This window comes from Leifsonia xyli, assembly GCA_001647635.1.
Classification (GTDB): Bacteria; Actinomycetota; Actinomycetes; order Actinomycetales; family Microbacteriaceae; genus Leifsonia; species Leifsonia xyli_A.
On sequence record CP014761.1, the window covers coordinates 3,581,892 to 3,596,761 of the forward strand.

Here is a 14,870-nt window from a genome sequence, read left to right on the forward strand (position 1 = left end):
GCCTGTGGCGAACACCGATCGAGAGGACCCGCCCCGTGACCCTGTTCGACGACGAGCGTCAGCCGCAGGCGGCCGGCGAACCGGTCCGGGTCGCCCCTCCGCGGCGCGTGATCGCCGGGTGGATCGCGATCGGCGTGGCCGTCGTGCTCGCCCTCGTGCTCGCCCTCGTGCCCGCGCCCTTCGTCATCGAGCAGCCGGGTCCGGTGTTCAACACGCTCGGCACCGATCAGCAGGTCGGCGCCCCGCAGAGCGGCGATGCGAAGCAGCTCATCAGTATCCCGGACAAGAAGACCTACCCGACCTCCGGCTCGCTCGACCTGCTGACCGTCTCGGTCGTGGGCAACCCCGACCAGCGCCCGAGCTGGTTCGAGATCGCGGCGGCCTGGTTCCAGCCGAGCAAGGCGGTGCTGCCGCTCGACGACGTGTTCCCGCCCGGAACCACCACCGAGCAGTCGAACGCCGAGAACGCGGCCCTGATGGTGGACTCGCAGCAGGATGCGATCGCCGCCGCGCTCAACCAGCTCGGCTACACCTTCCCCGAGAACGTCGCGGTCAAGCAGCTGATCAAGGGCACCCCGGCCGCGGAGGTGCTGAAAGTTGGCGACGAGATCACCTCGGTCAACGGCGAGAAGATCTCGAGCGTGCAGGAGCTGCGTGATGCGGTCAAGGCGAACGGCACCGGCAAGGCCGCCGAGCTCGGCATCCTGCGCGACGGCGCCGCCTCGACCGTGTCGATCACCCCGACCGAGTCGCAGGGCCAGGTCGTGCTCGGGATCGGAGCCGGGATGGACTACACCTTCCCGTTCGACGTGAAGATCCAGCTCGACAACGTGGGCGGTCCGAGCGCCGGCCAGATGTTCGCCCTCGGGATCATGGACAAGCTGACCCCGGAGTCGCTGAACGGCGGCAAGCGCATCGCCGGAACCGGCACGATCGACAACACCGGCCAGATCGGGCCGATCGGCGGCATCCGCCAGAAGATGTACGCGGCGCGCGACACCGGGAAGGCGGCCTACTTCCTCGCACCGGCGTCGAACTGCGACGAGGTCACCGGCCACATACCGGCCGGGCTCACGGTCTTCGCGGTGAAGACTCTGTCCGATTCGCTGAAAGTCCTGGAGGCGGTGCGCGACGGATCCAGCACGGCGGGTCTTCCCACCTGTCCTGCAGGCTGATCACCGCCGGGCCGCAGCAATCTCGCAGCGTCCACTGCCTAGGATGGTTCTCGCCCCCGCCACGCGAGACCAAGAAGGCCATACGTGAGTTCAACAACCGCAGTTCGACCCGCAGGCCGCCGGCGCGCGGCGATCTGGATCACCCTCGGTGTGATCGTCGCGGTCGTGATCCTGTTCTTCGTCTTCGCGGGGCTGTACGCCGACGTCCTCTGGTACAACCAGCTCGGCTACCTCAACGTGCTGACCACGCAGTGGTTCGCGGGGATCGCGATGTTCTTCATCGGTTTCTTCGGCATGGCGCTGCCGCTGTGGCTGTCGATCCAGCTGGCCTACCGGCTGCGTCCCGTGTACGCCAAGCTCAACTCGCAGCTCGACCGCTACCAGCAGGTCATCGAGCCGCTGCGCCGCCTGGCGATGTACGGCATCCCGATCGTCTTCGGCATCTTCGCCGGCGTCTCGACGGCCAGCCGCTGGCAGACCGCCGCGATGTGGCTGAACGGCACGGCGTACGGCAAGACCGACCCGCTGTTCCACCTCGACATCGGGTTCTACCTGTTCGCGCTGCCGTTCTACCGCAGCGCCGTCGGCTTCGCCTCGGCCGTCGTGCTGATCTCGCTGCTCGCGACGCTCGCCACCAGCTACCTCTACGGGTCGATCCGCGTGAGCGGCCGCGAGGTGCGCATCTCGCGCGCCGCGCGCGTCCAGATCTCGGTCATCGCCGCGCTCTACCTGCTCCTGCAGGGCATCAGCATCTGGCTCGACCGCTACGCCACCGTGACAGACTCCAACGTCAACGACATGATCAACGGCGCCGCCTACACCGACGTGAACGCGACCATCCCGGGCCGCGCGATCCTGGCCGGTGCGGCGATCCTCGTCGCGCTGCTGTTCGTGCTGACGGCGTTCATCGGGCGCTGGCGGTTCCCGATCGTCGGCACGGCGCTCCTGATCGTCGCGGCGCTGGTCGCCGGCGCGATCGTGCCGTGGGTGATGCAGCGGTTCCAGGTCGACCCGAGCCAGAAGACGCTCGAGACGCCGTACGTGCAGCGCGGGATCGACTCCACGCGCGAGGCGTACGGCCTCACCGACATCGAGACCATCCCGTACAACGCCAAGACGACCGCCGAGCAGGGCGCGCTCCGGCAGGACGCTCAGACCACCGCGCAGATCCGCATCCTCGACCCCGCCGTGGTGTCCCCGTCCTTCCGGCAGCTCCAGCAGTTCCGGCAGTACTACGCGTTCCCCGAGAAGCTGAACGTCGACCGCTACGAGATGAACGGAACGCAGCAGGACGCGGTGGTCGCCGTCCGCGAGCTGCAGCAGTCCGGTCTCGGGAGCGCCCGCAACTGGTTCAACGACACCATCGTCTACACGCACGGCTACGGCCTCGTCGCCGCCTACGGCAACCAGCGCTCGCCCGACGGCCAGCCGGTCTTCATGGAGTCCGGCATCCCGACCACCGGGACGCTGGGGGAGTATCAGCCCCGCATCTACTTCGGCGAGCAGTCACCGACGTACTCGATCGTCGGCGCTCCGAAGGACAGCAAGGCGGTCGAGCTCGACTACCCGGGCGGCTCGGACGGCGCGCAGCAGACGTACACGACGTTCAGCGGCAACGGCGGTCCGAAGCTCGACAACATCTTCAAGCGGCTGGTCTACGCGCTGAAGTTCCAGGACGAGCAGATCGTGCTGTCCGACGCCGTCAACAACAACTCGCAGATCCTCTACGACCGCGACCCGATCAAGCGCGTGCAGAAGGTCGCGCCGTACCTGACCCTCGACTCGCAGGCGTACCCCGCGGTCGTCGACGGTCGGGTCAAGTGGATCATCGACGGCTACACGACGAGCGACCAGTTCCCGTACTCGCACGTCGGCAGCCTGAGCGAGGCGACGGCGGACAAGGACACCCCGAAGCCCGCGTACGCCTTCGACGACATCAACTACATCCGCAACTCGGTGAAGGCCACCGTCGACGCGTACGACGGCTCCGTGACGCTCTACGCGTGGGACACCACGGACCCGGTGCTGAAGACCTGGGAGAAGGTCTTCCCGACCACGGTCAAGCCCGTCAGCGACATGAGCGCCCAGCTCATGAGCCACGTGCGCTACCCCTCCGACCTGTTCAAGGTGCAGCGCTCGGTGCTCGGCCAGTACCACGTCGACGACGCGGGCTCGTTCTACTCGCGTGAGGACGCCTGGACCACGCCGAACGACCCGACCTCGCCGTCGAGCAACCCGGCCCTCCAGCCGCCCTACTACCTGACGATGAAGATGCCCGGCCAGGACAACCCCGCGTTCTCGCTGTACTCGACCTTCATCCCGGCCGGAACGAGCGAGTCCAGCCGATCGGTGCTCAAGGGCTACCTGGCGGTGGATGCGGACGCCGGCAGCACCAAGGGCAAGGTGTCGTCGGGCTACGGCAAGCTCAGACTCCTGCAGCTGCCGTCGAGCGACACCATCCCGGGTCCCGGCCAGATGCAGAACCAGTTCGACTCCGATCCGACCGTCTCGCAACAGCTGAACCTGCTGAGACAGGGTAAATCGGAGGTCATCAACGGCAACCTGCTGACCCTGCCGGTCGGCGGCGGCCTGCTGTACGTGCAGCCGGTCTACGTCCGATCGTCGGGCGAGACCAGCTACCCACTGCTGCAGAAGGTGCTCGTCGCGTTCGGCGACAAGATCGAGTTCGAGGACACGCTCGACCAGGCGCTGGATGCGCTGTTCGGCGGCGACTCGGGCGCGACGGCGGGCGACAACAACGTCCCGACCACGGGTGGGAGCACCGGCGGCCAGTCCGGCGGCGGCCAGACCAGTGGGGGAGGCTCTAGCGGCGGCAGCAGTTCCGCCGGGTCGAACACGGCCCTGCAGGAGGCTCTGCAGCGCGCCAACCAGGCCCTGTCCGACAGCCAGGCCGCGCTCAAGGCCGGCGACTGGAACGCCTACGGCGAGGCACAGAAGCGCCTGCAGCAGGCGATCTCCGACGCCGTGGCCGCCGAGGGGCAGCCCGCCGCCAAGTAGGCCCGGCTCAGCGAAACGGCCCGTGCATCGCGCACGGGCCGTTTTGCTATGTTCGGAGCCCATCGGAAGTGAGCCCCGCCGTCCGGCGCGCGCAGAAAAGTGATGCGAAACAGTTGCCAGGACTTTGATTGTCAGCTTTACTAACAAACATGGTGATCGACCAGGGCACGCGCCAGCCCGACCGCGGACTCGTTCCCGGACGCGCGCTGCGACCGCACACGAAGGTGCTGCCGGAGCACGCGCGCGGGCACAACCGCTCCCTGGTGCTGCAATCCCTCTATCGTTCGGGCCGCGTCTCCCGCGCCGACCTCGCGCGCACGACGGGGCTCACGCGCGTCACCATCTCCGACCTGGTCGGCGAGCTCATCGCCGAGGGCCTGGTGGTGGAGCTCGGCCAGCGCGATGACGCCCGCCCCGGCAAGCCCGCCGTGCTGCTGGATGTGAACCGCGGCGCGACGCAGATCATCGGGGTGGATCTCAGCGAGCACGCCGTCTTCCGGGGCGCAGTCCTCGACATGGACGGCCGCATCCTGAGCACCGTGGAGGTGGAGCTGGCCGGAAGCCGCGGCGAGGAGGCGACCGCGAAGGTCCTCACCCTCGTCGATCGCCTGGTCGCCGCGACGACGGCGCCCGTGCTGGGGATCGGCATCGGCTCGCCCGGCATCGTGGATGCGGAGGGCACGGTCGGCGCCGCCCCGAATCTCGGGTGGGTGGACGAGCCGCTGCAGCGCCGCGTCGCCGAGCGGACCGGCCTGCCGGTGTTCGTCGCCAACGACGCGAACGTCGCGGTGCTCGCCGAGCACGGCTTCGCCGACGCGCAGGGGGACATGATGCTCGTCAAGGTCGGCCACGGTGTCGGCTCCGGCCTGCTGGTGGCCGGCGCGCTCGTCTTCGGCAGCCGCTTCGCCGCCGGTGAGATCGGCCAGGTCATGGTCGGCACCGACGACGGCCCGGAGGCGCCGTACGACCGCGAGCGCTGCCTGGAGGCCTGGCTGGCCGTCCCGCGCCTCGAGGCGCGTGTGGCCGCGGCCGAGGCTGCGGGCGAGCCCGTCGGCCCCGTGCTGCGGGAGGCCGGTCAGCGTCTCGGCGTCGCCCTCGCCCCGATCGTCGGCGCGCTGAACCTCTCCGAGGTCGTGCTGAGCGGACCGGAGGAGCTGATCGACGGCGTCCTGCTCGACGCGGTCGGCGAGACCCTGCGTAACCGCACGATGGCGGGCTTCCACTCGGGCGTCGCGATCCGGATGACGGGTCTCGGCCGCGACATCGTGCTGCGCGGCTGCGTGGTGATGGTGCTGTCGGCGCAGCTGGGGGTGTCCTGATGACCATGGTCGTGGAGCCGGAGGCGCGGGCGGAGACGCTCGTGACGTTCGGCTTCGCGCCGGGTGTGCGGGAGTCCCTCGGGCGCTTCGGCGGTCGCTGCACCGTGGTGCGGCTGGCGACCGTGGACAACGACGTGCTCGGCGTCCCGCGCTGGTACACGCTGGGGGAGGCGTGGGCCGAGCCGGGCAGCGCCGTCGCATCCCGCTGGGGCGGCAACCCGGTCGTCATGGTGGGTCCCGGCGACGACCCCGAGCTCGTGCTCGCCACGTCCACGCCGGTGGTGGTGCTGGGCGCCGACAACGCCGCGGCGCGCTGGACGCGCCGGGTGGTGGACGCGGTGCGCGCGACCTGCCACAACGTCCTGGTCGTCGACATGGGCGCGCACCCGGATGCGTCCTACGCCGATATCGCCACCTTCGGCCACGACCGCGCCCACGGCGCCGCCCTCCTGACGCTCCTCACCGCCCCCTGACTGAGGCTAGCCGGCCCAGGTGACGCCGAGGGTGGAGCGGAGCGCGTGCTGGGCGGCACCGCGGTAGGGCTGCTCCTGCGCGACCCGGGCGTAGCGGAAGCCGAGCGGCATGGCCGCCTTCACGGGATGCCGTGCCGCCTCCGCCCGCAGGTGCCCGATGAACTCGGGCCCGAGCTTCGGCGCTGCGCCACCGAGCACGATGGTCGGCACGTCGAGCGCGGCCCCGACGAGCAGCAGGGCGCGGGCGAGCACGCGGGCGCCGTCGGCGATCCGCTGCCGCGACTCGGGGGTGGCCGCGAGCGCCGCGAGGTCGAGGGCCTCCAGGTCGGTGCCGTGGGGGAGGCCCAGCAGGCTCGTCACCGACACCACCTCCTCGAGGCAGCCGCGGTTGCCGCAGGCGCACACGGGCGCCTCCGGGCCGAACAGCACGGGGACGTGCCCGATCTCGCCCGCCCGATGCGACGCCCCGGTGACGACCTCGCCGTCCAGGATGACGGCCGCGCCGACGCCGGTGCTGAGCGAGACGAACAGCTGGCTGGCCCCGAAGTCGTCGGCGCCGGGTTCGTCGGACGCGGTGGACTCGGCGATCGCCTCAGCGTCCGCGTCGTTGATGAGGTGGATCGGCGCGTCCACGATGCCGGAGAGCTCGCGCGCGAGGTCCACATCCGTCCAGCCGAGCTGCACCGACTCCCGGATCAGCGGCCCGTCCGCGATGCCGGGCACCTGGACGCCGACCGCCACGATCCGGGCGGCCGCCGCGCCGACGAGCTTGCGGACGACCGCGCGGACGTCCTCCAACGAACCGGGCGTCGCCGGACGCTGCGACACCGTCGCGATCTCGCGTCCGAGCAGGTCGAGCACGCCACCGCGGACGAGGCCGGGCTGCACGATCAGGGCGAGCAGCACATGGTTCTCGGCGGCGACCCGCAGCGTGGTCGCGCGCTTGCCGCCGGTGCTCTCGGCCAGCTGACCCTCGATGACCAGCCCGTCGGCGATCAGGTCGGCGAGAAGGGACGACACGGTCGCGCTCGTGAGACCGGTACGTCGGGCGATCCCCGCGCGCGTCGCGGTCCCGTTCCCGGAGAGGACGAGCTGCAGCGCCGTGGTCAGATTGCGCTCGCGGACGGCGGCCTGGGTCGCCTTGCCGTGGTCCTCCATCACCGCCGCTCCTCTGCTGCTCGCGTGTTGTCAGCACGACCCTAGCGAATGGGTCGCTGCGACCGGATGCGTCCGCAACCGGTGTCCGGACCCCGATTTCCGGTAGCGTGACCGCCGGGGGCGATCGCTCCCGTTTTCGAGGGGAAGGATGCGGCGCGTGGCTGCTGGCAGGGGAGCGAGTGCGATCGGGGCGTGGGCGCTCAGGGTGCTCATCGGAGTGGTTGTCCTGGCGGCGCTGCTGTCCATCGGCTTCGTGCTGTTCGGGGTGAGCGGGGAGACGCTCGGCCGCGTGATCAGCACCAACGTCGCGCTGGTGGTGTTCGCCCTCCTGGTGTGGGTGGACTCGGTCATCGGCCGGTACCGCCCGGACTGGTTCGAGCTGTCGTCCCTGGCGCTGGACGCGTACCTCCTGCTGCTGTGGATCGGCGTGATCTGGTTCGGCTCGTACTCGGCCGGTGACATGGTCGCGGCGTTCTTCCTGGGCCTGGGAACGCTGCTCTGGGTGCGCGCGATGATCGGGCTGGGCGACCTGCTGCGGCTGCTCTGGAACCGCTGGCGCTCGCAGGCGACCGACATCATCGCGATCATCGGTCTGGCGGCGATCGCGCTGGTCGCCGTGCTGGTGACGCTGCCCGCCCCGCAGCCGTTCCACGACTTCTGGGACCTCGACTACTACGGCCGCGTCATCGGCGCGATCAGCATCGTGGCCGGGGTGTGCTTCGTGCTGGTGCCGCTGTGGGGCCTGGTGAGCTCCCGCGGGCAGCGCCCCGCGGCGCCTGCGCCGGCGTTCGCGCCGCCCGCTGCGCCTCCGACGCCCGCCGCCTCTCCGGCGCCGGCCCAGCCCGCGCCGGTGGTCGCTCCCGCTCCGACCTTCGCGCCGGCTCCGGCCGCAACGCAGCAGCTCGCCTGGCCGCGCCTGCTCGACGGCCGCCCCGTCCCGGCCGGCCCGGACGGCCGACCCGACTTCACCGCGCTCGCACCGACGGACCGCCTGGCATGGCCGACCTTCGTGGACGGAACCCCCGTCCCGGCCGCCCCGGACGGCTCCCCGCTCTACCGCTGAGCGCACAGCGCTCGCGGTCGAAGCCAGGCACAAAAAAGGCCCTCTGATCAGAGAATCCCTGATCAGAGGGCCTTCGTGGTTGCGGGGACAGGATTTGAACCTGCGACCTCTGGGTTATGAGCCCAGCGAGCTACCGAGCTGCTCCACCCCGCGGCACAAGATGAAACACTAGCACGGCTTTCGAGGCGCGTGAAATCGCGAACACCGCCCGGGCGCGTCCTCTCGTGTGGACCGGTCGTCCTACTAGAGTCGTGTCCAGAAAAGGGGATGCGATGGCGAGTGCCGTGACGAAGTTCCGGGTGGTGGTGGTCGAGGACGACCCGGACGTGGCCTTCTTCATGAAGACCGTGCTGGAGAAGCGCGCGGACGCGGTGGCGATCGCCGTCACCGATCCGTCCATCGCCCTCGGGACGATCGACGAATTCGAGCCCGACCTCGTCATCACCGACATCGAGATGCCCGGCATCTCGGGACTCGACCTCCTCAAGGAGCTGCGCAGCCAGCATCCGGGCCTGCCCGTGGTCGTGATGACCGCCCACGTCTCGGTCGACTACGCCGTCTCCGCGCTGCGCGCCCAGGCGGACGAGTTCCTGACGAAGCCCGTCGCCTCCGCCGAGCTGGTGTCGATCGTCAACCGCCTCGCCGCCGAAGGACGTGTCAAGCGCGCCGCGCAGCGTCAGCAGGTCGTGCTGGCCATCGGCGCGCATCCCGACGACGTCGAGATCGGGGTCGGTGGCATCCTCGCGGCCCACCGCGACGCCGGCAACCAGGTCGTCATCCTCACGATGTCACGCGGAGCCCGTGGCGGGGATGCGGACGACCGCCAGCACGAGTCCCTCGCTTCGGCCGAGCTCCTGGGCGCCCGGCTGTTTCTCGAGGACCTCGAGGACACTCAGATCTCCGCCGCCGACCCGACCGTCGGCATCATCGAGCGCGTCGTCGCGGAGGTGCAGCCGGACATCGTCTACACCCACTCGTCGCACGACCGGCACCAGGACCACCGTGCTGTCCACGCCGCCACGAATGTCGCGACCCGCAGCGTTCGCACGGTCTGCTGCTACCAGAGCCCGTCCGCCACGATCGACTTCCGGCCGACCCGGTTCGTCCCGATCGACGGTTTCACCGAGACGAAGCTGCGGCTCATCGACTGCTTCCGCTCGCAGACCGAGCTGCGCGCCTACCTCGAGCCGGACTTCGTGCTCGCCACCGCACGCTACTGGTCGCGCTTCGGCGGCGGCAAGAACTGCGAGCCCCTGGAGGTGATGCGCGACACCGCGGACATCTCGGTGCCCGCCTCCTCGCTCGAGAACTCCGCCCGCTACCCGTCCCGACTGAACAGGACAGCCGAATGACCGACACCGAACGAATCCGCGTCCTGGTCACGGGCGCCGGCGGCCCCGCCGGCGTCGCGGTGATCCGCTCCCTGCTGGCGCGGGACGACGTGGATGTGTTCGCCGCCGACATGGACGGCTGGGCCAGCGGCCTCTACCTCGTCGCCGCCGACCGCCGACGGATCGTGCCGCCCGGACGCTCCGACGGGTTCGTGGATGCGCTCATCGGCATGAGCCGCGAGGACGGCATCGACGTGCTGTTCTCCACGGTCGACGTCGAGCTGCCCGGCCTCGCCGCGCGACGCGACGAGCTGGAGGCCGTCGGGACGAAGCTCGCCGCGCCGACCCTCGACACCCTTGTCACCTGCCTCGACAAGTTCGCGCTGGTCCAGCGGGTCGCGGGCAAGGCGCGCATCCCTGAGACCCGGCTGCTGAACCCGGAAGGCGTGGCCGCGGACTGGACGTTCCCGGTCATCGTGAAGCCCCGCTCCGGCGCCGGTTCGCGCGGTGTGCGCCTCATTCCGGATCGCGCCGCCCTCGAGGCGCTCGGCACCGACGAGAGCATCATCATCCAGGAGAACCTGCCGGGTGAGGAGTTCTCGGTGGACGTGCTCGCCGGCCTCGACGGCGAGGTGATCGCCGCCGTGCCGCGCTCGCGCGAGCGGGTCGACTCCGGCGTCTCGATCGCGGGCCGCACCGTCCGCCGGCCTGAGCTCTCGGACACGGCCGCAGCCGTCGCGCGGGCGATCGGGCTCACCGGCGTCGCCAACGTGCAGCTGCGCTACAGCACCGAGGGCGTGCCCGCGCTGCTGGAGGTCAACCCGCGCTTTCCCGGCGCCATGCCGCTGACGATCGCGTCGGGGGTCGACATGCCGTCGCTCCTGCTCGACCTGGTGCTGGGCCGCCCGGTGTCGTCCGCGGTCGACTTCGAGGAGCTCGCCAACGTGCGCTTCCTGGAGGACGTGTTCCTGCGTCCCGCCGACGTGCTGGTCTCCGAGAACGCCGCGCACACGGAGGGACCCGAGGAGTGAGCGGGACCGAGGCCGACCGCCTTCCCGCCCTGCTGCTGGGCGACTTCCACGTCCACTCGACGTTCTCGGACGACGCGCAGAGCACACTCGCCGAGAACATCGCGGCCGCCTCGGCGGCGGGTCTCCGCACGGTGCGGCTCACCGACCACGTGCGCGCCTCGACGACCTACGTTCCCGAGTTCCTCGCCGCCGTCGCCGCCGAGCGCGTGCCCGACGGGCTGACCGTCCTCACCGGAGTGGAGGCGAAGCTGCTGGACGCGTCCGGCGCCGTCGACACGCCCGCCGACCTGGTCGTCGGCCCGGGGGGAGTGGACGCGGTCGTCATCGGCGACCACCAGTTCCCCGGCACCGACGGGCCGTGGTCGCCGCGAGCGACCCGCGAGAAGCTCGACGCGGGCCTTTCGGAGGACGACGTGCTCGACCTCCTCATCGAGGCGAGCATCCGGGCGATGGAGCGGACCCGGAACGCCCAGCTGGCGCACTGGTTCTCGATCCTCCCCAAGATCGGGCTGGACGAGGCGCAGCTCGGCCCGGAGCGCCTGCTCGCCTGGGCCGAGGCCGCCGCCGCCACCGGCACGATCGTCGAGGTCAACGAGAAGTGGGCGTGCCCGGGGCCTGCGGCTATCGCAGCACTGCTGGACGCCGGTGCGCGTATCGTTGCCTCCACCGACAGCCACGTGGCGTCCGACGTCGGACGCTACGAGCGCGTCCCCGCCCTGTTGGAGGCGGCGGCCGCGCAGGTGGGCGCCGAACGGCGTCCCACGCAGCAGGAGGGAGCACGATGAGTCCCGTCGAACCGTCGTCCGAGCTGCGCGAGCGCATCCAGGACGAGCTGGAGCGCAATCGGCGCTGGGAGTTCCGCCTGCCGCTGTACGCCGGGATCGCGGTGCTGGTGTGCGCGGCGATCATCGTGGTGCGGGTGGTGTTCCTCCATGTCTGACGCCGACGCCCGCGCCAAGCGCGTCGTGATCGCGGACGACGACGACGACATCCGCGGGCTCATGACCATCGCCGCCACGCGCGCCGGCGTCGAGATCGTGGCCGCCGTGGACAACGGCCGCGCGGCGCTCGACGCGGTGCGTGCGGGGGATGTGGACCTCGCCGTCCTCGACATCTCGATGCCCGGCCTCAACGGGGTGGAGGTGGCGGAGGCCATCCGCTCGGACGAGTTGACGCGGTCCACGCTGATCCTCATGGTGTCCGCCTCGGTGCAGCTGCTGACCGACCACGGCGTGGTGGCCGACCGCTCCGACAGCTTCATCGTGAAGCCGTTCAGCCCGCGCGTGCTGTCGGCCCGCATCCGCGAGATGCTCGAGCTGGAGGAGCCCGCATGACCATCGACCGCTGGCTGAGTCGCATCCCCATCGACTCGCCGTCGGCGTTCATGAAGCAGGTGCCGACGATCGCCGGCTTCGCGATCGCGGCGATCATCGCCCTGATCCCGAACGGCGTGCCCGTGACGAACGTGCCGCTGTTCTGGGGCGGGATGGGGCTCGTCGCCATCGCGTCCGTCCTTGCTGCGGTCGTGCCGTGGCGCCGGTTCCACAGCGAGTGGACCGTCGTGGTGCCGGTGCTGTCGCTGCTCGCGGTCGCCCTGCTGAGACTGGGGACGGGCTCGTCCGTCTCCCCGTTCGCGGTGCTCACCCTGCTGCCCTTCGTCTGGATCGCGACCGAGGAGGGGAGGGTCAACATCCTCATCGCGGCGGTCGGCACGTTCATCGTGCTGTTCGCTCCGCTGGTGATCGATGGCGGTGCGCGCACGCCGGGCGATGTCGTCCGCGCCTTCTTCTCCCCGCTGATCTACCTCATCGTCGCGATCGTCATCAACGAGATCGCGCACCGGATGCGGCTCCAGGTGAAGGCCGCGCACGAGTCGGCGGAGCAGCAGCAGGCGCTCCTGGCGCAGGCGGTCGTAGCGCAGGACGAGTTGGTGCTGAACGAGGCGCGCCTCAAGACCGCGAACCGACTCATCCAGAGCATCTGGAACGCCGTCACCGAGCAGTCCGTCATCGGCACCGACCTCGACGGCCTCATCGACGTGTGGAACCCGGGCGCCGAGAAGATGCTCGGCCTGACCGAGAAGCAGGTGCTCGACGGCAAGCACCACGTCATCGACTTCCACCTGCACGAGGAGCTGGAGCAGCGCCTCCAGGAGATGGACGCGCGGTTCACGACCGTGTCGAGCATCGACGACTTCTCCGCGCTGGTGGACACGGTGCGTGCCGGATCGGCGGACGTGCGCGACTGGACGTACGTGCGTCCCGACGGCAAGCGCGTCGCCGTGCAGGTCGCCGCGACGCCGCGCCTGGACGAGAACGGGCACCGCGTCGGCTTCATCTTCGTGGCCACCGACATGACCCAGGCGCGCGAGTTCGCCCGGCTGAAGGACGAGTTCGTCGGGCTGATCTCGCACGAGCTGCGCACACCGCTCAGCTCGATCCTCGGCTATCTGGAGCTCATGCGCGACGACGACGAGTCGCCGCTCTCGGAGGAGCAGCTTCAGTACCTCGGCGTCGCGGAACGCAACGCGCACCGTCTGCTGCGCCTGGTCGGAGACCTGCTCTTCACGGCCCAGGTGGAGTCGGGGCGCTTCCCGCTGGAGATCAAGGACGTCGACCTCGGCGGCGTCGTGTCGACCTCCGTCGAGTCGTCGGCTCCGGTGGCCGCAAACGCGGGCGTCACCCTGGTGAGCGAGGTCCCGGATCGGCCGGTGGAGGTGCGGGGCGACCCGGTGCGACTCGGGCAAGCGGTCGACAACCTCGTCTCCAACGCGCTCAAGTTCACACCACGCGGCGGAACGGTCACCGTGGCGCTGCGGCCGGACGGCGAGCAGGCCGTGATCGCCGTGACCGACACCGGCATCGGCATCCCGGCGGTGGAGCTCAGCCAGCTCTCGCAGCGCTTCTTCCGCGCCTCGACGGCCACCCGCAACGCGGTGCCGGGCGTCGGGCTGGGCCTGACCATCACCAAGGCGATCGTCACCGCCCACGGCGGCCGGCTCGACATCGCCAGCGAGGAGGGCGTCGGCACCTCGATCAGCATCGTGCTGCCGGTGGAGACGCCGCAGCCGGTGACCGAGGCGATCCCGCGGGCCGAGGTGACGAAGTGAGCGACGACCGTCCGGCCGAGCTGACGATCGACGACCGGACGATCGCCGTAGCGGTGGTGCAGTTCGCGCCGGGGGAGGACCGCGTCCACAACCGGGATGTGGTGTCGGGCTGATCGCGGTCGCGGCGCGGCGGCGCGCGCGTGGCTGGTACTCCTCCACTTCGTCGACCGCTGGGGGCGTCTTCGCCCGCAACGCCGAGACACGACGGCGACTTCGTCGGCGCGCTGGCGCGGCGGCGCGCGAGCACGACCTGTGGGGTGGCGGCCGGCGAGAGACCGACGTGCCCCACAAGTTCTCCAACACCCTGGTCGCGGTCGATCCCGCTGGGGATGTGGTGGCGACCTACCGCAAGCAGCACCTCTACGACGCGTTCGGCGCGCAGGAGTCGGAGTGGGTCGTCCCGGGACCTGGACGCGCCCCAGACCTTCGCGGTCGACGGGATCGTGGGCTCCAGACCTGCTACGACCTGCGGTTCCCCCAAGCGCGCGCCTGCGGACGCAGGGGCGGAGCTCGCGGTCCCCGCCGAGTGGGTCCGCGGCGAGGAGCACGGACGACCCTCCTCGCCGCCCGCGCCATCGAGAATACGCTCTACGTCGCAGCGGCCGACCATCCGCCCGCGATCGGCGTCGGCGCGAGCGCCGTCATCGACCCGATGGGCGTGACGATCGCGGGCTTGGGCGAGACCACAGGCGTCGCCGTCGCCGAGGTGTCGTCCGCGCGGGTGCGCGAGGTGCGCGAGCGCAACCCCGCCCTGAGGCTCCGCCGGTACGGCGTCACGCCGCTCTGATCGCCGCCAACCGCCGCGCGGCCTCCTCCAGCACCTCCGTGCGCTTGCAGAACGCGAAGCGGACGAGGGATGCGGTGCGCGCCGCGTACTCGTCGCGCGCGAACGCGCCGAGCGGGACGGCGACCACGCCGGCCAGCTCCGGCAGCGCGCGGCACAGCTCCACCGCGTCCGGGAACCGAGCGGCGCCGCATCCGCCACGACGAAGTAGGTGCCGTCGGAGGGGAAGACTCCGAATCCGGCGGCGCGCAGCCCGTCGGAGAGCAGGTCTCGCTTGTGCGCGAGCGCGGCCGCGATCCCGGAGAAGTAGGAGTCCGCAGCCGCAGACCGGCCGCGATCGCCGGCTGGAAAGGGGCGCCGTTCACGAACGTGAGGAACTGCTTGACCGCCAGCACCGCGGTCACGAGCT

At 70.7% G+C, this 14,870-nt stretch carries 11 protein-coding genes, 1 tRNA gene and 1 pseudogene; 11 read left to right on the forward strand and 2 right to left on the reverse strand.

The window, feature by feature from the left end; all coding sequences use genetic code 11:
* Positions 1-35 precede the first annotated feature (35 nt).
* The 4 genes from A0130_17530 to A0130_17545 all read left to right on the forward strand — a co-directional run bounded on the left by A0130_17530 (position 36) and on the right by A0130_17545 (position 5,985).
* Positions 36-1,175 carry an ATP-dependent serine peptidase containing a PDZ domain protein gene (locus A0130_17530; GenBank protein ID ANF33216.1) on the forward strand — a complete coding sequence of 380 codons (1,140 nt, stop codon included), beginning with the start codon at positions 36-38 and terminating at the stop codon, positions 1,173-1,175.
* 150 nt (positions 1,176-1,325) lie between these two features.
* A complete protein-coding gene (locus A0130_17535) occupies positions 1,326-4,193 on the forward strand; it encodes a hypothetical protein (protein ID ANF33217.1) in 2,868 nt (955 codons plus the stop codon).
* A gap of 149 nt (positions 4,194-4,342) precedes the next feature.
* A complete protein-coding gene (locus tag A0130_17540; protein ID ANF33218.1) occupies positions 4,343-5,512 on the forward strand; it encodes a sugar kinase in 1,170 nt (389 codons plus the stop codon).
* A complete protein-coding gene (locus A0130_17545) occupies positions 5,512-5,985 on the forward strand; it encodes a hypothetical protein (GenBank protein ANF33219.1) in 474 nt (157 codons plus the stop codon). The genes A0130_17540 and A0130_17545 overlap by 1 nt, the downstream gene beginning before the upstream one ends.
* A gap of 6 nt (positions 5,986-5,991) precedes the next feature.
* On the opposite strand, the gene A0130_17550 is transcribed toward A0130_17545, so the two are convergent.
* Positions 5,992-7,146: a hypothetical protein gene (locus A0130_17550; protein ANF33220.1), complete on the reverse strand. Its 1,155-nt coding sequence runs from the start codon at positions 7,144-7,146 to the stop codon at positions 5,992-5,994.
* A 202-nt stretch (positions 7,147-7,348) separates the two neighbouring features.
* Between A0130_17550 and A0130_17555 the strand changes: the two genes are divergently transcribed.
* Positions 7,349-8,206: a hypothetical protein gene (locus A0130_17555; protein ID ANF33221.1), complete on the forward strand. Its 858-nt coding sequence runs from the start codon at positions 7,349-7,351 to the stop codon at positions 8,204-8,206.
* A gap of 76 nt (positions 8,207-8,282) precedes the next feature.
* Here A0130_17555 and A0130_17560 read toward each other — a convergent pair.
* Positions 8,283-8,359 (reverse strand) — tRNA-Met (locus tag A0130_17560).
* A gap of 119 nt (positions 8,360-8,478) precedes the next feature.
* Between A0130_17560 and A0130_17565 the strand changes: the two genes are divergently transcribed.
* From A0130_17565 to A0130_17590, 6 genes and pseudogenes are all read left to right on the forward strand, one after another.
* Positions 8,479-9,558, forward strand: a complete 1,080-nt coding sequence (locus A0130_17565; protein ANF33222.1) for a histidine kinase — start codon at positions 8,479-8,481, stop codon at positions 9,556-9,558.
* Positions 9,555-10,568, forward strand: a complete 1,014-nt coding sequence (locus A0130_17570) for a biotin carboxylase (GenBank protein ANF33223.1) — start codon at positions 9,555-9,557, stop codon at positions 10,566-10,568. Before A0130_17565 ends, A0130_17570 begins: the two co-directional genes overlap by 4 nt.
* Complete coding sequence (locus A0130_17575; GenBank protein ID ANF33224.1) at positions 10,565-11,353, forward strand: histidinol-phosphatase; 789 nt, start codon at positions 10,565-10,567, stop codon at positions 11,351-11,353. Before A0130_17570 ends, A0130_17575 begins: the two co-directional genes overlap by 4 nt.
* 147 nt (positions 11,354-11,500) lie before the next feature.
* Positions 11,501-11,902, forward strand: coding sequence for an AraC family transcriptional regulator (locus A0130_17580; protein ID ANF33225.1), 402 nt, complete (start codon positions 11,501-11,503; stop codon positions 11,900-11,902).
* Positions 11,899-13,677 carry a PAS domain-containing sensor histidine kinase gene (locus A0130_17585; protein ANF33226.1) on the forward strand — a complete coding sequence of 593 codons (1,779 nt, stop codon included), beginning with the start codon at positions 11,899-11,901 and terminating at the stop codon, positions 13,675-13,677. Before A0130_17580 ends, A0130_17585 begins: the two co-directional genes overlap by 4 nt.
* Positions 13,674-14,464, forward strand: a pseudogene (locus A0130_17590) (hydrolase). The gene A0130_17585 and the pseudogene A0130_17590 overlap by 4 nt, the downstream one beginning before the upstream one ends.
* Positions 14,465-14,870 lie beyond the last annotated feature (406 nt).